General features: G+C 60.9%; 18 protein-coding genes. 11 read left to right on the top strand and 7 right to left on the bottom strand.

Translation table 11 applies throughout. From position 1 onward, the window contains the following. Positions 1-61 precede the first annotated feature (61 nt). On the top strand, positions 62-1,108 hold the full coding sequence (locus K3759_RS13290; RefSeq protein WP_259982489.1) for an AbrB family transcriptional regulator: 1,047 nt from the start codon (positions 62-64) through the stop codon (positions 1,106-1,108). Here the strand turns inward: K3759_RS13290 and K3759_RS13285 are convergent. From K3759_RS13285 to K3759_RS13260, 6 genes are all read right to left on the bottom strand, one after another. After that, positions 1,083-2,057 (bottom strand): D-2-hydroxyacid dehydrogenase family protein, encoded by a 975-nt coding sequence (locus K3759_RS13285; RefSeq protein WP_259982488.1) that lies wholly within the window; start codon positions 2,055-2,057, stop codon positions 1,083-1,085. The two genes, K3759_RS13290 and K3759_RS13285, sit on opposite strands and share 26 nt — an antisense overlap. Positions 2,058-2,065: 8 nt before the next feature. Then, on the bottom strand, positions 2,066-2,224 hold the full coding sequence (locus K3759_RS13280) for a hypothetical protein (protein WP_162931835.1): 159 nt from the start codon (positions 2,222-2,224) through the stop codon (positions 2,066-2,068). A 7-nt stretch (positions 2,225-2,231) separates the two neighbouring features. After that, complete coding sequence (locus K3759_RS13275) at positions 2,232-3,047, bottom strand: universal stress protein (protein ID WP_259982487.1); 816 nt, start codon at positions 3,045-3,047, stop codon at positions 2,232-2,234. Between the two features lies 1 nt (position 3,048). Beyond that, positions 3,049-4,137, bottom strand: coding sequence for a 4-oxalomesaconate tautomerase (locus tag K3759_RS13270; RefSeq protein ID WP_259982485.1), 1,089 nt, complete (start codon positions 4,135-4,137; stop codon positions 3,049-3,051). 11 nt (positions 4,138-4,148) lie between these two features. Continuing rightward, the gene (locus K3759_RS13265) at positions 4,149-6,179 is read right to left on the bottom strand and encodes a tripartite tricarboxylate transporter permease (RefSeq protein WP_243261316.1); all 2,031 of its coding nucleotides are present in this window, start codon (positions 6,177-6,179) and stop codon (positions 4,149-4,151) included. Positions 6,180-6,250: 71 nt separating this feature from the next. Continuing rightward, on the bottom strand, positions 6,251-7,327 hold the full coding sequence (locus tag K3759_RS13260) for a tricarboxylate transporter (RefSeq protein ID WP_243261315.1): 1,077 nt from the start codon (positions 7,325-7,327) through the stop codon (positions 6,251-6,253). Between the two features lie 150 nt (positions 7,328-7,477). Between K3759_RS13260 and K3759_RS13255 the strand changes: the two genes are divergently transcribed. The 8 genes from K3759_RS13255 (at position 7,478) to K3759_RS13220 (ending at position 17,783) form a co-directional block, all read left to right on the top strand. Continuing rightward, positions 7,478-8,149 carry a response regulator transcription factor gene (locus K3759_RS13255; RefSeq protein WP_243261314.1) on the top strand — a complete coding sequence of 224 codons (672 nt, stop codon included), beginning with the start codon at positions 7,478-7,480 and terminating at the stop codon, positions 8,147-8,149. After that, complete coding sequence (locus K3759_RS13250; protein WP_259982482.1) at positions 8,146-9,516, top strand: sensor histidine kinase; 1,371 nt, start codon at positions 8,146-8,148, stop codon at positions 9,514-9,516. The genes K3759_RS13255 and K3759_RS13250 overlap by 4 nt, the downstream gene beginning before the upstream one ends. Positions 9,517-10,027: 511 nt before the next feature. Then, on the top strand, positions 10,028-12,466 hold the full coding sequence (locus K3759_RS13245) for an FAD-dependent oxidoreductase (protein WP_259982481.1): 2,439 nt from the start codon (positions 10,028-10,030) through the stop codon (positions 12,464-12,466). A gap of 104 nt (positions 12,467-12,570) precedes the next feature. Continuing rightward, a complete protein-coding gene (locus tag K3759_RS13240; protein ID WP_259982478.1) occupies positions 12,571-13,584 on the top strand; it encodes a D-cysteine desulfhydrase in 1,014 nt (337 codons plus the stop codon). Positions 13,585-13,599: 15 nt separating this feature from the next. Next, a complete protein-coding gene (locus K3759_RS13235; RefSeq protein WP_259982476.1) occupies positions 13,600-14,793 on the top strand; it encodes a DegT/DnrJ/EryC1/StrS aminotransferase family protein in 1,194 nt (397 codons plus the stop codon). Then, the gene (locus K3759_RS13230) at positions 14,790-15,491 is read left to right on the top strand and encodes an aspartate/glutamate racemase family protein (protein WP_259982474.1); all 702 of its coding nucleotides are present in this window, start codon (positions 14,790-14,792) and stop codon (positions 15,489-15,491) included. The genes K3759_RS13235 and K3759_RS13230 overlap by 4 nt, the downstream gene beginning before the upstream one ends. A gap of 4 nt (positions 15,492-15,495) precedes the next feature. Beyond that, entirely contained in the window at positions 15,496-16,773 is a 1,278-nt protein-coding gene (hisD, locus tag K3759_RS13225) for a histidinol dehydrogenase (RefSeq protein WP_259982472.1), read from the top strand. A gap of 23 nt (positions 16,774-16,796) precedes the next feature. Beyond that, positions 16,797-17,783 (top strand): YeiH family protein, encoded by a 987-nt coding sequence (locus K3759_RS13220; protein ID WP_259982471.1) that lies wholly within the window; start codon positions 16,797-16,799, stop codon positions 17,781-17,783. A gap of 218 nt (positions 17,784-18,001) precedes the next feature. Here K3759_RS13220 and K3759_RS13215 read toward each other — a convergent pair whose 3' ends face one another. Then, positions 18,002-18,478 (bottom strand): A24 family peptidase, encoded by a 477-nt coding sequence (locus tag K3759_RS13215; protein ID WP_259982469.1) that lies wholly within the window; start codon positions 18,476-18,478, stop codon positions 18,002-18,004. Between the two features lie 185 nt (positions 18,479-18,663). Between K3759_RS13215 and K3759_RS13210 the strand changes: the two genes are divergently transcribed. Both K3759_RS13210 and K3759_RS13205 read left to right on the top strand, forming a co-directional pair. Continuing rightward, positions 18,664-20,289, top strand: a complete 1,626-nt coding sequence (locus tag K3759_RS13210) for a DUF4331 domain-containing protein (RefSeq protein WP_259982468.1) — start codon at positions 18,664-18,666, stop codon at positions 20,287-20,289. A 23-nt stretch (positions 20,290-20,312) separates the two neighbouring features. Continuing rightward, complete coding sequence (locus tag K3759_RS13205) at positions 20,313-20,510, top strand: hypothetical protein (RefSeq protein WP_259982467.1); 198 nt, start codon at positions 20,313-20,315, stop codon at positions 20,508-20,510. Positions 20,511-20,527: the final 17 nt, after the last annotated feature.

Below are 20,527 nucleotides of genomic sequence, written 5' to 3'. Positions count from 1 at the left end.
CAGGTGGATACAATCGTATCCCAAAGGGGTCAAGCCCGGAAGAATGAGTGAGTGGACGCCCATGCGCATTTCCCAATCGACCCTAAGTCGCACGCTGACCCTGATCCTCGCCGGAGGTGGTACTTTGGTCTTTTGGCGGCTTGATCTGCCGCTGCCATTTCTTTTCGGGCCGATGGCAGCCTGCCTTATCGCGGCATTGTCGAACGTACCGATAAAGGGCTTCGGTCAAGTCTCGGTCGCAGCGCGCACGATCCTCGGGGTGGCGGTCGGCGCCTCGATCACGCCTGACCTGTTCCACCAACTCCCGCAAATGGCGATGTCGGTGGCCTTGGTGCCGGTTTTCATTACACTCATTGGCTTGATCGGCGTTCCGTTCTTCCGCCATGTCTGGGGGTTCGACGGGCCAACGGCCTATTACGCTGCCATGCCAGGTGGCCTGCAGGACATGGTGATCTTTGGTGCCGAAGCGGGGGGCGACCCGCGCGCACTGTCCCTGATCCATGCCACGCGGGTGTTGATTATCGTCACCCTTGCGCCTGCCTTTCTGACGCTGGCCTACGGGGCAGGGCTGACCAATCCCATCGGCGCACCGGTGACGGAGCTTCCGGTGAGCGAGATGGCCCTGATGGCCGCCGCGGCCTTGATCGGCTGGAAAGGGGGAGAGCGGATCGGCCTCTTTGGCGCGTCAATCCTTGGCCCCATGATCGTCACCGCTGTCTTGTCGCTCTCCGGTCTGATCCACAGCCGCCCGCCAGCCGAAGCCATCCTTGCCGCGCAGTTTTTCATCGGCTGCGGGATCGGCGTGCATTTTCTGGGCGTGACATGGGGCGAGCTGACGCGGGTGGTGCTGGCGGGCGTCGCCTATGTGCTGGTGCTCGCCGTCTTGGCCGCAGGTTTCACCGGCCTCGTCACCTGGGCCGGGTTGGGCGATCCGGTCGAGGCATTCCTTGCCTTCGCGCCGGGCGGGCAGGCCGAGATGACGGTGCTGGCCATCGTTACCGGGGCGGACTTGGGATTCGTCATCACGCACCACCTAACGCGCATTGTGCTGGTGATCGTCGGCGCGCCGCTGGTCGCGGGGCTTATGGCACGTAGACGGAAGGGTTGATCATATGGATCGGGGCACCCGCCGCATAAGCGTTCACCTGCGCGAAGATATCCGCGAATTGCTTGTCGAATTCGTCTTCGGTGACAAAGCCGATATGCGGGGTGGCGATCAGCTTGGGGTGTGAGAGCAGCGGGTCGTTGGGATCCGTTAGCGGCTCAGTATCAAAGACATCCACCGCCGCCGCGCCGAGATGCCCGGCGTCGAGCGCTTGCAGCAGCGCGCCTTCGGCAATCAGCCCGGCGCGGGAGGTGTTCACCAGTACCGCGCGGGGCGACATGGCGCTGAGGTCTTCCGCGGTGACACTGCCGCGAGTCTCAGGTGTCAGCCGCAGATGCAGAGACACCACGTCGCAGGACCCGAAAAACGTCGCGCGGCTTTCGGCGACGGTCTCGCCATCGGCTTCCGCCCGCGCGCGCCCGGCCTCGGAACTCCACCAGATGACCTCCATCCCGAAGGCGCGGGCATAGTCCGCCACCACACGTCCGATACGCCCATAGCCATAAATCCCCAGCCGCCGCCCGCGCAGGCTGCGCCCGACGCCCATCTGCCAGTTGCCTGCCTTTACGCTCGCCATCTGCTGCGGCAGTTGCCGCATGGCTGAAAGGATCAGTGCAAAGGTGAGTTCAGCTGCCGCATGGTTGGCCCCATCCGCACCTTTGTTGGAACACAGCAGCACGCCCTGATCGGTGCAGGCCGCGACATCCACATGCGGATAGGCGCCGCGCTGCGAAATCAGGCGCAGGTTTGGCAGACGTTCCAGCAACCCCCGCGTCACCTTGGTTCGCTCGCGAAACAGCACCACGCAGTCGGCATCCTGCAAACGGTCGGCCAAGATCGCCTCGTCAGGCTGATGATCTGTCCAGACGGTCACGTCGTGCCCCGCCAGCAGGTCAAAGCAAGGCAACCCGCGCAGCGTGTCGAACCAGTCGTCGAGGATATGAACCTTCATCCCTGCACCTATGCAGACAGCGCGTTGATCGCTTTGCTGACCCGCTCATGCAGGATCAGCAGATCGGGGTCGCGGTCCTTCTGCGTGCCGATGCTGGCAATCAACTCGGCGCGCAGTTTTTCCAGATCACGGCGGGCGACGTGGATTTTCTCGTAATTGGTCATCATTCGCTTCTCAATGGGATAACAGAACGGGAATTTTGATCTTTTCCAGCACCTCGGCGGTCACGCCACCAAGGAAATCTTCGCGGAACTTGGAGTGCTCATAGGCACCGAGGACCAGCAGCGAGGGATCGTGCCTTTCGCAATAGGACAGCAGAGTCTGCGCCACCGGATGGGTGGTGGGAAAGTTCTCATGCACCGCTTCGACGCCGTGGCGGTCGAGATGGGTCATCAGATCGGCGATCGGCCAAGAGGTGCGTTTGCCCACCGTCAGAACGCTGACCCGGCCATCGGCCTCAAGCAAGCGCAGGCTGTCCGACAGCGCCCGCGCGGCGGCGCGTCCGCCGTCCCATGCCAGCGCCGCATGGCTGTGCCGCGCGCCTGCGTCATAGCCCGCGGGCACCACGATCACAGGACGCCCAGATTGCAAGGCGATGCGGTCCGGGTGGTGGGTCACATGAGCGTCGTCACTCTCGGTCCGGGCGCCGACGATCAGCATGTCATAATAGCGCGCGCCCTCTGAAAGCAGCGTGTCGACGCGGCCCGTCTCTTCGCGGAAATCCAGCGCGTCGCCCAGACCGAGGGCGGGGCGGAGTTCTTCGAACCGGCGGGTGACCTCGGCCGAGATTTCGCTGTTGGCTGCCTCCAACAGGGCACGGGCCTCTTCAGGGATCCAACGGGAACGACGGTCGATCACCTCATGCGCGGTATGCGCAAGGATCGCCGTCACATGTGCGCCGCGCTGTTTGGCGAGAGAAGCGGCATAGCGCAGCGCGGCGACGGAGGCGTCGGAGCCGTTGAAGGCGACAAGCAGGTTCATCACGGGCATGTCAGCGACCCTCCCAAATGCGCGAGGGGACAAAGACACAGCCATCCGCCAGCTTGCGCGCCGTCCGCAGCAGCCCGGCGGAGTTCAGCGCGAAGCCGTCGGACGTGTCGTAATCCACCAGCACGTCAATCGTGCCAGAGGCATGTTCGAGCACAACGTCGGCGGGGCTTTGAATGGGGCGTTCCAACAGGCCATCGGCCACACTGCCGGGCGTGAGCGCGCAGGACGCGAGGCATTGCGCCCCGGTCACCGCCATGGAGGGGTGCGTGTTCCACGGCATGAAATAGCGTGTCGCGATGGTGCCGCCCTCGCGGGCAGGGGCCAGCAAGCCGAACTTGGGCGTGACGGATTTCGACACGTCTCCCATGCCCATAGCGGCCCCGGCCTGAAGGCGGATTGCTTCCATACGGGCAAAGAAATCCATGTTCGCGTCGAGTTCGGCGACGCTTTCATACCCCGTCAGGCCAAAGTCCGTCGCGCGGGCGATGACCATCGGCATGGCCACATCCATGCAGGTGACTTCGACCCCGTCAAAGGTATCGCGGATGTTGCCCGTAGGCAAAAACGCCCCGGTCGAAGAGCCGACGACCCCCATGAAGTTTAACGCCACGGCCGCTCCGGCTCCGGGCACACCCGCGATCTGGGTGTCGCCGTCATAGGTGAGCACGCCGCCGGGGGTCAGCACTTTGGAGAGCACCTTGGCCCCAGTGTTGACGGCGTGGATCTTCACATCCGTCACATCGCCGGTGGGTTGGACGAGGCCCAATTCCACCGCCGCAGGGCCGACACCCGACAGGATATTTCCGCAGGTCGGTTTGAAATCGACCAGCCGATCCTCGACCGAGACTTGGGCGAAAAAATAGTCCACATCGGCCCAACTGTCGTCTGAAGGCGATAGCATTGCGACCTTGGTGGTGACCGCCGCGCCGCCGCCGATGCCGTCGATGTTGAGCGGATGGCCAGAGCCCACCACGGCGAGTAGCACTTCGGCCAGCGTTTCGCGGTCTTCCGGCAGATCCGCGCGGTTGAAGTATGGCCCCCGCGAGGTGCCGCCGCGCATGAAGAGATAGGGGATAGCAGTCTGTGTCATCTCTAAGCTCCTCAGTTCAGCGGCCACGGCAGATCGACTGCGCCTTGCAGCAGACCGGGTGGGAAATCACGGTTAAGCGCACCGGCCATGACGCACATCAGCGCGATGCCGCAGGCGGTCAGGATCAGGGTTTTCGGCCAACGTGCTTGTGCCCGGACCCGCAGGAAGCTGACCAAAAAGCCCAAGAGTGCGAGGATGAAGCCGACGAAGTAGGTGGCGATGATCAGCCCCACGAACCAAGCCAGCGTGCCCCACAACCCGTAGGGCGCATCCGCGTCCTCGCCAGAGACTTCCTTGTCGGCAAAGATCGCATCGCTTTCGGGGCGCAGGATCATCTGCACCAGCAGGATCAGCAGCGCGGCCAAGGCGATGCCCCCCACAACCAGCGGCACGATCTTATCGGTCATGTTGTAGTCAGGGATCAGCGAGGCATTGATCAGCGCGGCCACGACGTAGCCCATGATGATCAGCAAAAAGACCAACGGTGCGCGTTTGGATCCTGACTGAACGTCGCCTTCGGCCATGATCGACTTGGCCTGACGCAGGCCCAGCACGACAGAGACCACGGTGACGATCAGCAGCACGATGACGATTGGAGAGAAGATATAGTCCATGCCTTCCTCAAAGGATTTGCGGAACCGAAACGATGCGATCTGAAACGCTTGGTTCGAGAATTTCTCGACCGGGTTGGACAGCACGAAACCGATGAGGAAAGCCGGGCGCGACCAGTCAAAACGGCGCAGGAAGATGCCGATCAGCCCGATCAGGAAGAGCGCGAGGATGTCTTCGAAGTTCTGCCCGGACTGAAATGCCGCGAAGGAGATCAGCATGAAGAGGAACGGTGCGAGGTAGGTGAAGCGGATTGTGGTTAGCTTCGCGATGCCGCCCGAAGCCGCGATGCACAGAAGCGTGCCGACGACATTGGCCAGCGCCAGCAACCAGACGATCGAATAGGTGATGTCGAGGTTGTCGCGCAGCATCGATGGGCCGACTTCGATCTCGCCAGATCCCAACAGCGCGATGGCACCAATGAAGATCGCCATGGAGCCAGAGCCCGGAATGCCGAAGAGCAGGGTAGGGACCAAGCCGCCGCCCTCTTTCGCGTTATTCGAGCTCTCCGGCCCGATCACACCGCGCACTTCGCCTTTGCCGAAGTTCGATTTGTCCTTCGTTGTTTGAACTGCGTGCCCATAGGCGATCCAATCAACGACAGAGCCACCAAGTCCGGGAATAACGCCAACCACCACGCCGATCAGCGAGCAGCGCACCGAGAGCCATTTGTTATCAACCCAGTCCCGCACGCCTTCGCCCCAGCCCGCGCCAAGCTTGGCTTCTTTTGAAATGGCCCGGTCTTGGCGCAGGAGCGATACGATCTCGGGCACGGCAAAGATGCCAAGGCCGACGATCACCAGTTTCAAGCCGTCCGTGAGGTAGGGGATGTCATAGGTCGCCATGCGCAGGGAACCGCCCGCGTCGGCCTCACCGATGGTGCCGATGAGCAGGCCGAGGCCCGCGGCCGCCAGACCTTTGAGCGCCACGCGCCCGGCCAATACCGCGACCATCGACAGGCCAAGGATCGAGATCATCAACATTTCAGGCAGGCCGAAGGACAACACGATGGGCCGCGCGATGACGATGAACATCGTCAGGAACGCCGCGCCGACCAGACCGCCGAAGAGCGATGAGGTGAATGCCGCCGAAAGCGCCCGCGCGGCTTGGCCTTTCTTGGCCATCGGAAAGCCATCGAGCACCGTGGCTTGGCTGGCCGAAGAACCCGGAATGCCCATCAGGACCGAGGCGAAGGTGTCAGAGGTCGGCACCACGGCGACCATGCCGATCATCAGTGCCAGACCCAGCACCGGGTCCATGCCGAACATGAAGGGCAAGAGCAGCGACAGCCCCGCGATCCCGCCAAGACCGGGAAAGACCCCGACAGCCAGGCCCATGACCACGCCCAGCACCAGATATCCCAGAACCATAGGTTGCAGAATGAGAGCCCATGCCTGGCCAAGCGCAGGCAGAGCGGTTGCGAACAGATCCATCGCACCGACCTCGAAATGTTAGATTAAAGGGGGGTAGCCCCGGGGATCGCCCGGGGCCGAGAGGGTTTCGCTTACTTCAGCGAAACGCCATAGGCTTCTTGCAGCCAGTTGGTGACGAAGGCCTTCGCCTCTGCAGAGACAGTCGTGCCGCGCTGTGTTGCCTTGGCTGCGCCTTCGCCTACGAAGACGGGGTATTTCCCGACACGCTTCTCGGCGATCTGGGCGAAATCTTCGCGGTTGCGCACCGCGTCAAAGGCCGCTGTGTAGGTCTCGATCACGTCATCGGGCGTCCCTGCAGGCAGGAAGGCGATCTTTTGCACCGGGAAGCCAGCGATAAAGAAGGCCTTCCACGCGTCCCAAGCCTCACCTTCGGTCTCACAGCCTTCGGTCGCTTCGCAGACTTCTTTAAAGGTCAGGATGTCGGGGAAAGTGGGGTCACGAACGATGTTACCGTCCTCGTCCAGCGCACCCCAGGTCATCATCGGCACGGCTTGACCCTTTTCGACCAAATCGGCAGAGGCACCGAGGTAGCTTGACGAGGTCTGATAGTCGATCGTGGCCTCGCCGCGCTCAAACATCAGACGGCCATCGCCACGGCCCTTGATGCCAAAGACCGGCTCGACATTCATCCCCAGCATCTCCCATGCCAGCAACGGCACGAGGTCAAGGCGCGTGGCCCCCTGCGAGCCGTAGATGAAGTTGACGTCTTTGAGGTTATTGGCAGTGCCGTCGAATTTCTCACCGTCTGTGGGGTTCAGATAGGCGACCCCGCCGGTGCCCGATGCCATGACAGGCTTCCAGTCGCTGTACTCATACCGCACGCGCGGATCGTCCAGCAGATAGGGGAACTGGGTCGAGCCAGAGGTGCCGAAAAGGACCGTGCCCTCGTCATGCTCTTGCTCTTGGAACCAGTTGGCGCCTTTGGTCGAACCAGCACCTGGCATGAACTTGACGACGACGGTGGGGTTGCCGGGCAGTTCTTCGGACAAAAGCGGGGCAAAGAAGTTGGCCCATTTGGCCGAGCCACCCGTTTCCGAGAAGGGGATGACCCACTCGATGGTCTTGCCTGCAAAGTCAACCTCGGCCAGCGCCGGAGCGGCGAGGCAGGCGGCGGATGCAGCGGTTGCGGCGAAATACTTGATAGTCATAGGTGTCCTCCCGTAGACATTCTGTAGCGGTCAGACTTTCACATCTGCCGTCGTTCGGATTTGTTTTAGGGAACGAATCCCTCCTCCAACACGGGCACACTGCCTTTCCAACCTTGCGCGAAACTTGCGCATCAGGATTAAGTTTTAATCATGCGCATAGCAGTCATCGAAGACAATGAGGCCCTTGCTCAAGGAATTGCCCATCGCCTGCGCGATCGCGGCCATGCGGTGGACCTGCTGCACGATGGGGAAGACGCGGATGCTTTTCTGCGCCATGAGGGGGCAGACTTGATTGTACTGGATTGCAATCTGCCCGGTTGCGACGGGCTGGAGGTTCTGACCCGGCTGCGCCGCCGTGGCGATGGCACGCCGGTGATCCTGCTGACCGCGCGGGCGGAGACTTCAGAGCGAGTAGCAGGGCTGGATGCCGGGGCCGATGATTATCTAACCAAGCCCTTCGAGATGGATGAGCTAGAGGCCCGGCTGCGGGCCATGGCGCGGCGCAAAAACCTTGAGTTCGCCGCCCGCGACGCGCTCGGCCCCTTGGTCTTTGACCGAACCAACCGCCAATTGCTGAAGGATGAACAGCCACTGGCCTTCCCCCGCAAAGAACTGGCGACGCTTGAATGCCTGCTGGAGAGGCGCGGGAGGATCGTGTCGAAATCCCAGTTGATCACCCATGTCTACGGCACCGGGGCCGAGCAGGAAGACAGTGCCATCGAACCGCATGTGTCGCGTCTTCGCAAACGGTTGGAGCCCTTCGGCATCCGCATCAAAGCCGCCCGTGGGCTGGGCTATATGCTGGAAGTCGACAGCGCATGACCGCAATGTCGCTGCGCTCGCGGCTTTTCATGCTGATCCTGCCGCCGCTGCTGCTGCTCTCCATCATTCTGGGGTTTTGGCGCTTTGAAGTGGCGCAGCGCACCTCTGAAACCCTGTTCGACCGGAGCCTGCTGGCCGCAGCTTTGGCGATCTCCCGCGATGTGGCGATTTCGGGCGGGGACGCACTGTCCCCCAGCACGCGGGATTTTGTCTCTGACGCGGGGGGCGGCGAGCTTTTCTACCACGTCACCGGCCCCGGTGGCATCTACATTACCGGCTATGCCTATCCGCCCGTATCTAAAGGCCAAACGGACGAGGAAAGGCTCAACTACACGATAGCTGAGTATCGGGGCGAACCTGTACGCGTGTTGCGGATGACGGAGAGCACGACCATCGGGAACCTGACCGGCGACACGATCGTCACGGTTTGGCAAAGGGACAGCGATCGCAATGCCTTTGCCGCGGCATTGGCGCGGCGGGCAGCTGCCCTGATAGCCAGTCTGATGGCAGCCCTTGCCTTGGTGGTCTGGTTCGGCGTGAAGATCGGCCTGCGCCCCTTGAACAATTTGCAAGACGCGATCCAGCACCGGTCCCCCGACGACCTGCGCGATATTCGCCGCGCGGTGCCAGCAGAGGTCTTTGGCATTGTCGCCACGTTGAACCGGCTTTTTGGACAGGTACGGCAAAGCATAGAGGATCATCAGGTCTTTATATCGAATGCCGCGCATCAACTACGCAACCCCGCATCGGCGCTGTTGTCATTGGCCGAGGTTTTGCCGGATGTCAGCGATCCGCAAGAGCGCCGCCAAAGGGAACGCGAATTGATTGCAGCCGCACGTAAATCGGCGCGGCTTGCAAATCAGCTGCTGTCTCTCGAACGGTTACGCTACGACGATGCGCCAACATTCGGTGCGCTTGAGCTCAATGCCCTCGCGGCAGAAGCGTGCAGTGACTTTGCCCCCACGGTCCTGTCGCGGGACATAGATTTCGGCTTTGAACCCTATCCAGACTCGCTACCGGTTAAAGGCGACACTGTGCTGCTCGGTGAGGCGATCACCAATCTACTTGAGAACGCGGTGACCCATGGCGGAACAGGCCTCTCCGCGATCCGCGTGAGGACCATGGTTGAGGGGCAAAATGCAGTTCTGACCGTGGAAGACGACGGCGTGGGCATTCCCGAAGACAGCGCTCAGGCCGCTTTTGAAAGGTTCGGCCAGCTAAGCGAAGGGGAAGGAAGCGGTCTCGGTCTTGCGATCGTTCAGGATGTCCTGCGCCGACACGGCGGCAAAGCTGAGCTAATACCACAAGAAAAGGGGCTGGTGGTTAAGCTAAAAATCCCGTTGGCGTCGCCGCCTGTCGATACCTGATATAAAACCCGCGTCACGGGTTGGCGTAAGCCGCGCAGTAGCATCTTGAGGCGCAGAGCCTTTCAGCTGTCTTTCCGTTATTGAGCTTAGCGAACTATTGATGCCGAAAGCGCTCGGTAACGGCATGGTCCACTCCGAGACCTGCGCTTGCACTTGGCCTTGGACAGCCTATGTCTCCCGCCGGGAGGGTGAGAGTTTATCGGTTTGTCGCTACGGCGCTGCTTATAACTGGAATCCACAGGAGCATCTGATCCGCCGGCAAACGTCATACCCACCTCGGCAACGAACGGGACTAGAGCTGGCATGCTATTCGATTTGTGCCTTCCGATCCAGCGGCGGCGGTGACCCTGCATGTTTCCTCTTGACCCTCGGGGTCGTGCGGAATCGGGGTCCACGAAATTAATCAAACTATCCAAGGTATCCTTGGATGTTCTCGAATATCGAGATGAGCGCTTGCCCTTTTAGGATACCTCTGCCCCTCTGATCCCAATATGTATCGGAGGCTCACCCCATGAAATCTCGGACCAAAGTGGTTGTTATCGGCGGCGGTATCGCCGGCTGCTCGACGCTTTATCATCTCACACAGGAAGGCTGGACAGATGTTGTCTTGGTTGAGCGTGATGAGCTTACCTCAGGCACGACTTGGCATTCGGCGGCGCAGGTCACGAACTTTGGGGCCAATCAAACGATGGTGGGGCTCAAGACCCATTCCATCAACCTATACAAACGCTTGTCCGAAGACCCAGAGTATCCGATCAACTACCATCATGCGGACGGCGGCATCCGACTGGCCAACACCGAAGCGCAGATGCAGGGCTATCGCCATTTTGCCTCAATGGCGCGCGGCATGGATGTGGATCTGGAAGTCATCGACGCTGAAGAATGCGCCCGGCGACACCTGCTGATATCGACCGAGAATCTGCTGGGCGGGCTTTGGGATCCGCTCGATGGCGACATTGATCCCGCGCAGCTTTGTCAGGCTTTGGCCTATCACGCACGCAAAGCCGGGGCCGAGGTCTACCGCAATACGCCGGTCACAGCCCTGACGCAGCACAAAGACGACACTTGGACGGTCCACACCAAACACGGCGATATCGACTGCGATATTGTGGTCAACGCCTGCGGCTACCGGGTGAATGAGGTCGGCAGTATGATGGGGGTGCATCACCCGGTGGCCTCAATGGAGCACCAGTATTTTCTGACCGAGGACATTCCCGCCATCGCCGAGGCCGGGCATCGCATGCCCCTGCTGCGCTGTCCTATTTCCGACTACTACAGCCGTCAGGAAAAGAACGGCCTGCTGGTCGGCTTTTATGAGCAGAACTGCAAAACTTGGGGGATGGACGGGATCGACCCGAATTTCGTCAACGCCCTTTGTCCGGATGATCTTGAACGGGTCATGGACGTGCTCGAAGGCGCCTTTGAGCGCATGCCCGCACTGGCCGAAACCGGCATCCGCTCCATCGTCAACGGACCGATCACCTATACCATCGACGGCGCGCCGCTGGTCGGTCCGATCCCCGGCAAGCGCAACGCCTTTTGCATCATCGGCCTGCGCGCAGGTCTGGGCGAGGGCGGGGGGCACGGTTGGCTTTTGGCTCAGCAGATCGTTCACGGGGAAGCCTGCTATGACACCTGGGTCATTGATCCGCGCCGCTTCACCGGCCATGCCAATGTGGAACTGACGGCGCTCAAGGCCATCGAAGACTACCAGAACGAATTCCGCTTCCACTTCCCGCATGAGCATCGCCCCGCTGCGCGACCCGCCAAGACCACGCCGCTGACCCCGGTGATGGCCGCCGAAGGGGCCGAGTTCACCATGGTCAACGGTTGGGAGCGGGTCGATTACATCAAGCCGTCGCCGGACTTCCACCCAACCTTGAGCTTTGACTTCGACGAGGCTTTTGACGTGGTCGCGGCTGAAGTGAGGAACGTGGCCGAGAATGTCGGCCTCTGCGAGGTCAACGGCTTCAACCGGTTTGAGATCACCGGCAGCGACCGCCACAGCTTCCTTGACCGGATGCTCTGCGGCGTGGTCACAAAACGCGACGGTCGTGTGGGCTTGGGCTACCTACTGAACCACCACGGCATGGTCAAAGGCGAGGCCACAGTCGCCAACTTGCCCGCCTCGGACCGCGGCCCGCAGCGGGTCTGGTACGGTTCGGCAGCCGCCAGCGAATATCACGACATGGACTGGCTCAAACTGCATCTGCGCGACGACGAAGATGTGCAAATCCGCAGCCTCACCAATGACCAAACGATCCTCGTGCTCGCCGGGCCAAAGGCACGCGATGTGCTCAGCGCATGTGCGCGCGGCGACTGGTCGAAAGAGGCGTTCCCATGGCTCAGCCTGCGCGAATGTTTCATCGGATTTGCGCCTGCCACGGTGCTAGGCGTCAGTTTCTCGGGCGAGTTAGCCTATGAAATCCACGTGCCAAACAACGCGCTCTATGCCGCCTATCTGGCCCTGCGCGAGGCTGGCAAGACGCATGGCCTTAAGCTCTTCGGTGCCCGCGCGGTGGAATCGATGCGGATGGAGAAAGGCTTTATGCACTGGAAAGCTGACCTGCTGACCGAGTTCGACCCGTTTGAGACCGCGCTGGACCGTTTCGTAAAACCCGAAAAGCCCGCCGATTTCATTGGGAAGGAGGCGCTTCGCAAGCGCATGGAAGAAGGGCCGCGCAAAAAACTGGTAACGCTCAAGGTCGACGCGACCCATGCCCCGGCCCATGGCGGTGCCTCACTCATGCAAGACGGGAAGGTCGTCGGCACCGTAACCTCAGGCGATTGGGGGCACCGGGTGGGCATGAACCTCGCCTATGCTTTTGTCGATCCGGCGCTGGCCTCCCCCGGCACGCAAATCCCGCTTGATCTCTATGGGGAAATCGTTGGCACCGAGGTGATCGACCCCTCGCCATATGATCCTTCCTATGCGCTAATGCGCGGATAACATGATGGGCAGGGGCCGGTGCAACACTGGCCCCGTCCCGCACCAAGGTCATCCAGCGGCAATGCGTTCCGCTGCACACCCAATAGCTACGACAAGGATTATCCATGCACCTCTCCCGTTTTCCCCGCGTCCACCTTGCCCATCTGCCGACACCGCTTGAGCATATGAAACGGCTGTCAAAAGAGCTTGGCACCGAGATTTGGATCAAGCGGGACGATTGCACCGGCCTCTCCACGGGCGGCAACAAGACCCGCAAGCTGGAATTTCTGATGGCCGAGGCCATCGAGCAGGGCGCTGACATGGTGATGACTCAAGGTGCCACCCAAACCAACCACGGCCGCCAGACCGCTGCCGCTGCGGCGAAGCTGGGGCTTGCCTGTCACATCCTGCTAGAAGACCGCACCGGATATGACGACGCCAACTACAACACCAATGGCAATGTGCTGTTAGATCACCTGCACGGCGCGACGACTGAGAAGTTCCCCGGTGGCCATGACATGCCCGGCGAGATGGAAAAGGCCGCCGAAAAGAAACGGGCCGAGGGTCATAAGGTTTACGTCATCCCCGGCGGGGGCTCGAACCCCACAGGCGCATTGGGCTATGTGAACTGTGCGTTTGAGCTGCTGAACCAAGTGAACACTTCCGGCATGAAGATCGACCGGCTGGTGCACGGCACCGGGTCCTCGGGCACACAGGCGGGGCTTGTCACCGGCATGTGCGCGATGAACGCCCAGATCCCCATTCTCGGCATCGGCACCCGCGCGCCGCAGCCCAAGCAAGAGCAGATGGTCTATGACCTGGCCTGCAAAACCGCCGAGAAGCTGGGCTGTGCCGGCGTGGTCAAGCGCGAGGATGTGATGGCCAACACCGATTATGTTGGCGAGGGCTACGGCTTGCCCACCGACAGCGGCATCGAGGCGATCCAGATGTTTGCCGAGCTGGAAGGCATTCTGCTCGATCCATGCTACTCCGCCAAAGGGGCGGCGGGTCTCATCGATCTTGCACGCAAGGGCGCGTTCAAGGACGAGCGAGTGGTCTTCCTGCACACCGGCGGCGCGGCGGCGCTTGGCGGCTATGACTTCGCCTTTGACACCGCCAATCGCTGGGTCAACCTGTAAGAGAGGGCGGCTCAAGTGGTGCGCAAGTTTACTGGCAGTTTCACCCAGCAAGAGGGGCTTTCCGAAGATGCAATCGCAGCCGCGGTTGAAGTCCTGCGGTCTGGCCGCTTGCACCGCTACAACCTCGCCCCGGGTGAGGCCGGAGAGGTGGCACAGCTTGAGGCCGAATATCGTGATTGGCAGGGCAGCAAGTTCTGCCTTGCCGTCACCTCGGGCGGGCAGGCGTTGCAAATCGCCCTGCGCGCCTGCGATGTAGCGCCGGGCGACAAGGTGTTGACCAATGCCTATACGCTGGCCCCGGTGCCCGGTGCGATCCGGGCGGTGGGCGCTGATGCGGTGCTGGTCGAGATCGACGAGAACCTGAGGCTCGACCTTGATGACCTAGGCGCCAAAATCGCAAGTTCGGGCGCGCGGGTGCTGCTGTTGTCGCATATGCGCGGACACCTGTGTGACATGGAGCGGATGATGTCGATCTGCGATGCGGCGCAGGTGACCGTCGTCGAGGATTGCGCCCACACGATGGGGGCGCGGTGGAACGGCACGCGGTCCGGCAATTTCGGTAAAGTGGCCTGTTTCTCGACCCAGACCTACAAGCACATGAATTCGGGCGAGGGGGGATTGCTTGCCACGGACGACGCCGAGCTTGCCGCCCGCGCAACGATTTTGTCGGGCAGCTACATGCTTTATGAACGCCACGGTGCGGGGCCAACGCCAGAGGCCTTTGCCGATGCGCGCTACGACATGCCTAATTGCTCGGCCCGGATGGACGCATTGCGCGCGGCGATCCTGCGGCCGCAACTGGCCGAGCTTGACACCAACATTGCCCGCTGGAACGCCCGCTATGCATTGGTTAAGAAAAGGTTGGAAGCGCAGCACGGTATTGCGACGATCAAGCTACCCTCCGCCGAAGAACATGTAGGCTCCTCCATTCAATTCCGCCTGCCGGAGTTTACGGCAGAGCAGTGCCGGGCAATGCTGGATGCCGCCGCAGCCCGTGGGGTGGAGCTGAAATGGTTCGGCGCGAAAGAGCCTGCGGGCTTTACCTCAGCGCATCATTCTTGGCGATATGTCCCGGCGCAGAGCCTGCCCACGACAGACCGGATCATGGCGACGCTTTTCGATATGCGCCTACCGCTTAGCTTCTCGCGCGGCGATTGCGCATTGATCGCCGAGTTGATCTGTGACGCGGTGAGCGAGGTGGCATCATGAATCGCCCAGTCGTCGGCGTATTGGGAGGCATGGGGCCAGAGGCCACCATCCTGCTGCAACAGCGGGTGCTTGCTACGGTCAACGCCCAAGACGACGCCGATCACCTGCCGCTTTTGATCGATATGAACCCGCAGGTGCCGTCCCGCATCGCACATCTGATCGAGGGGACTGGAGAAAATCCCACCCCGGTACTGGCTGCAATGGCGCAGCGGTTGGAACGGGCAGGGGCCACGGCCCTCGCCATGCCCTGCAACACGGCACATCACTACGCCCCGGCTATCACGGCGGCGGTTTCCATTCCGTTTCTGAACATGGTGGCCCTGTCGGTCGACCGCGCAGCGGGGCTGCTTCCTGAGGGCGCTTCGGTCGGCATTCTTGCCTCTCCCGCCGTGCGCATGGCGGGGGTGTTTGACGCCGAACTTGACCGCGCCGGGCTGACCGCACTTTGGCCTGCAAATGCCGATCGTATGCTGGCCGCGATCCGGCTCATCAAGACGCAGGGGGTCACTCCGCAGGCGCAGCAGACTCTCTCAGAGGCGGCGACCGAATTGACAGACCAAGGCGCCGGACTTCTCTGCGTCGCCTGTTCGGAATTTTCGTTACTCGCCCCCGCTCTGACCGCCTCGGTTCCGATCCTCGACACGATCGATGTGCTGGCCGAAGCGATCCATCGACATTCCCAAATCCAACCGAGGTAAGATCATGGCCGTCACCTATCTCAAGCAAGTCGAGACCCGCCCGGCCGTTGAGGGTAAGGACATCCGCGGCGTGGTTGCCCAGATGCTTGCCAAGATTGAAGAGGGCGGCGAAGCGGCTGTTCGGGACTATGCACGCGACCTTGATGGCTGGACCGGAAATATCGCTGTCTCTGCAGCAGAGCGGGCCGCTGCCTCTGCACGGGTGCCGCAAGACCTGAAGGACGATATCCGTTTCGCCCATGCCAATATCCGTCGTTTCGCCGAAGCGCAGAAGGCGACAATGGCCGATTGCGAAATTGAAATCATGCCGGGGCTGATCGCGGGGCAGAAACAGATCCCCGTTTCAAGCGCGGGCTGCTATGTGCCCGGCGGACGCTACAGCCATATCGCCAGTGCCCTGATGACGATCACCACCGCCAAAGTCGCAGGCGTGCCGCATATCACAGCCTGCTCGCCCACGCGCCCTGGCGTTGGTATTCCCGATGCGATTGTCTTTGCGATGGACCTTTGCGGGGCGGACCTGATCCTAAACCTCGGGGGGGTGCAGGGGGTCGCGGCCATGGCGAGGGGGCTGTTTGGCGGCGCGCCTGCGGATATCCTCGTCGGTCCCGGCAACAGCTATGTGGCAGAGGCCAAGCGCATGTTGTTTGGCGCTGTGGGGATCGACATGTTCGCCGGTCCGACCGATTCACTTGTCGTCGCCGATCATAGCGCAGACCCGGAAACGGTCGCTTGGGATTTGGTCAGTCAGGCAGAACACGGGGCAGACAGCCCGGTCTGGCTGGTCTCGACAGACCGCAGTCTGGCCGAGACGGTCTTGAGGCGCGCCCCCGAAATGATCGACAGCCTGCCCGAACCCAATGCCAGCGCCGCACATGTGGCTTGGGCCGAACGCGCCGAGGTGGTCTTATGCGATACCCGCGAAGAAGCCGCCCAAGTGGCCGACCGCTATGCGCCGGAGCATCTTCAGGTGCAGGCCGAAGACCTCGACTGGTGGCTGAACCGGCTCACGGCCTATGGGTCGCTGTTTCTTGGGCAAGAGACCACGGTCGCCTTTGGGGACAAGACCTCAGGCCCGAACCATGTTCTGCCCACCAGCGGAGCTGCCCGCTATACGGGCGGGCTGTCCGTTCATAAGTTTACCAAGACCGTGACTTGGCAACGCTGCGATGCGGAAGCCTCGCATGAGCTGGCCTTGCGCACGGCGCGCATCAGCCGGATGGAGGGGATGGAAGGCCATGCCCGTTCTGCCGAGCTCCGGCTGAAACACCAATCGGCCTGACCTGACCGGCCTTAGGAAAACCTATGCTACTGACCGCCAAATCCCGCGTCGCCCCCTATTCCGGGGGGCTGCTGCTTGCCAGTGTCATCGCGGTTGCCGCCACCTTCCTGTCTGACCACTACGGCGCACCGGTCATGCTCTTTGCCTTGCTGCTCGGCATGGCTTTTCATTTCCTGTCGGAAGACAATTCCTGCGCCGTTGGGGTCGACTTTGCCGCCAAGGCGCTCTTGCGCTTTGGGGTCGGACTGCTGGGCCTGCGGTTGGGGTTGGCAGAGGTCATGAGCCTTGGCCTTACCCCCGTCATCGCGATCATCGGGTTCGTTTTAGTGACATTCGGATGCGGTGTGGTGATGGCCCGTATTTTCGGCCGCCGCACCGCCTTTGGTATGCTGGCAGGCGGGTCAGTCGCAATCTGCGGGGCATCGGCGGCGCTGGCGATTACATCGGTCCTTCCCCTGCACAAGGATCGTGAGCAAGACACGCTTTTTGTTGTAATCGGTGTCACAGCGTTGTCGACAATCGCGATGATCGCCTATCCCGTTCTTTTTAAGTCACTGGGGCTGAGCGATATCGAGAGCGGCTTTCTGATTGGCGCCACGATCCATGATGTTGCGCAGGTGGTGGGGGCGGGGTACTCGATCAGTGAAGAAGCAGGTGTTTTTGCCACCTACGTCAAAATCTTGCGGGTCGCGCTGCTCCCGGTGGTGATGCTTGTCGTTATGTTCAGCTTCAGAGGTGCGCAGCAGCAGGCCGTCGGCGTTCCGTGGTTTCTGCTGATGTTCGCAGCCTGCGCGGTTGTAGCGAATGCAGGTGTGCTGCCTCCTGCAATCCTCGCACTGCTGAACGAGCTGTCCCGTTGGTGTTTGGTGATTGCAATTGCGGCCTTGGGGGTAAAGACCAGCCTTGCCAACATGGTGAAGGTGAAGCCGAGCTACAGTATCATACTGGTAGTAGAAACGCTGGTTCTGCTTTCGGTGGCGCTTGCTTTTGTGATGGTGTTCGGGATTTAGGACGGCGGCTATTGGTGTCGCGGCTGGTCTCGATGGGGCGTAGTTTTGGGGGAGTTTCTCAACCTGGCTTCGATGCGTTGCGAAGTGAGATGGGCTGCAGGAATTCCCGAAAATAAAGTCGAATAAATTGCGTGGGCACATCAGTTGCGCGCTTCTTAACGCTTTCAATCGTTACCGAAAGAATCTCCGCCGCGACGCCCACTTCTGATGCCGAACTTCTACCCTGAGAAAAGCCATCTCGCGATCCAAGTGAGAAACAGCCCCCCCGCAAGCCAGGGGCCAAAAGCCAGACGCTGCCCACGCCCGTGACCTGACAAAAGCGCGAAGCCGAGGCCGCCTAGGGCTGACAGCAATACGACCCAAGGCAGGGCGAGAATACCCACCCAAGCGCCTGCTGCGGAGAGTAATTTCGCGTCGCCCAAGCCTAACCCCTCTTGCCCGCGCTGGCGGAAATAGACCGCGCCGATCAACCAGAAGACCGCGTAACCCATGATCGATCCCCAAATGGCCTCTGTCGGCAAAGCGCGTTGCGCCAGCGCATTTGTTATAAGGCCGATCGCAATAAGCGGGAGGGTGTAGCGGTCAGGCAGGCGATGCTCGCGCAGATCGATACGGACAAGCTGCACCAGGACCAAAGCCAATATGGCTGAGGAGAGTAGGAACAAGGGAAGTGGCATGTCAGATCCGGTAAACATCACACACACCTGCAACTCTTGGCTCCGACCGGCAAATCTTTTTTTTTCGCTTAGCTATGAAACTTTCTCGAACGGGCTACGTGACTCGAACAATGCGGGTGGAGGATAGCATTTTTCAAAGCGCGCAGGGCGATCCGATGACCATGGGTCTCGGCACAACAAATATGCCAACTTGGGAGTGAAAAATGTCTATTTCCGTTCGTACCTTGCTACGGGGAAGCTGCGCTACCGCAGTCTGCCTGACGGCAGGCCTCGCCACCGCGTCGTCGCACCGTGAGGCGCCCGGTATTACCGAGCAGCCAAAGATCGACGCGACCGATTTTTACGTCTTCAAAAGCTATGAGGAAGGCCGCGGCGATTATGTAACTCTGATCGCCAACTACCAGCCTCTGCAGGCCCCTTACGGCGGGCCTAACTATTTCACCATGGATCCCGATGCCATCTACGAGATTCACGTCAGCAATGACGCGGATGCCGAAGAAGAAATAACCTTTCAGTTCCAGTTCGACAACAACCTGAAAGATGGCACCGGCATCCAGCTTGAGGTTGGCGGCGAGACTGTCGGCATTCCGCTGCGCGCAGCAGGCCAGATCACGGCCAGCAATCCAACAGCTGCACTTGGTGAGACCGAGAGCTACAGCGTTACCATGATTACTGGCGACCGCCGCAGCGGCGACCGCGCTTCGCTGTCGCATTCCGGCGGCACCACCTTTACTAAACCTCTCGACAATGTCGGCAACAAAACCTTGCCCGATTATGAGGCCTACGCGAACGCCTATATCTACGACAACGTCGAGATCCCGGGCTGCGGGACTGGCCGTGTGTTTGCCGGTCAACGTGCCGAAGCTTTCGCCGTGAATCTGGGCGAGATTTTCGATCTTGTGAATCTGGTGCCGGTGCAGGGGCCAGACAACCCTATGTGGCCGCAGTATAACGATCCGAACTTCAATCCGAACGGCATCGTACAGGACCGCGCCAATGATGACCTGATCGGCAAGGCCAACGTGACCACATTGGCACTCGAGATTCCGATTGAGTGTCTGACACAGGGCGAAGAGCCTGTTATCGGCGCATGGACAACTGCAAGCCTGCCGCAGGGCGAGCTGGAAGACCCGTCGCCGACCTATGAGCAAACGTCGCTCTATGGCGGTGCATGGGTGCAGCAGTCGCGCCTGTCGAACCCGCTGGTCAACGAAGTCGTTATCGGTCTTGCCGACAAGGACCTGTTCAACGCAGCTGAGCCTACGATCGACGAAGCTCTTGCCGTTTATGTGACCAACCCGACGCTGCCGGCGCTGCTGGACATTCTGTTCCGTGATGCTTTAGGTGCATCGGATAACATTGCTCCGAACAACTTCCCGCGGAACGACCTTGTTACGGCCTTCCTCAGTGGTTTCCCGGGTGTGAACCAGCCTGCTGGTTTCGATGCACAGACAGACCTTTCGGAAATGCTGCGTCTGAACACGACTTTCCCGGCAACACCGGTGTCCGAACAGCACACCTTTGGCCTGCTGGCTGAAGACCTTGCCGGCTTCCCCAATGGTCGCCGTCCGGGGGATGACACTGTCGATCTCGCGCTGCGCGTGATGATGGGTCGCCTGTGTCACGACGTGCCGCTTGGTCAGGAACTCAGTGGCGATCCGAGCGCTGAGGACAATGTGAACCTTGGTCTTTGCGGTGCGGGTGATCCCGATGAGACAGCGCCCGCTGGTGAAGTGCCGCTGACAGACGGTGCGCCCCTGCGTGCAACCGAACTGCAGGCCATGTTCCCTTACCTGAACACACCAATCGCCGGTTCGCCCAACAACTAAACCCATAGAATAGGAGAATTCCAATGTTGAAGAGTATCTCAGTTCTTGTGGTTTTGGGTGGCGTTCTCGTCGCCTGTGGCAGCAGCGGGGGGCTTAACGGAATTGCCCAACTGGGGAGCGACTTCGTGCGCGCTTTCAATCAGGACCGCAATGATGAGCCGATTTCGCTTGCAGGTGTCACCCTGCCGCAATTGCCGACGCGGGAACCGTTCAACCCTTGAGGTGGACCTATCCCGCC

It is taken from the genome of Sulfitobacter sp. W027 (genome assembly GCF_025143985.1).
GTDB lineage: Bacteria > Pseudomonadota > Alphaproteobacteria > Rhodobacterales > Rhodobacteraceae > Sulfitobacter.
The sequence above is the reverse complement of the archived record's forward strand: the minus strand, read 5'-3'. Positions and strand labels throughout refer to the sequence as shown.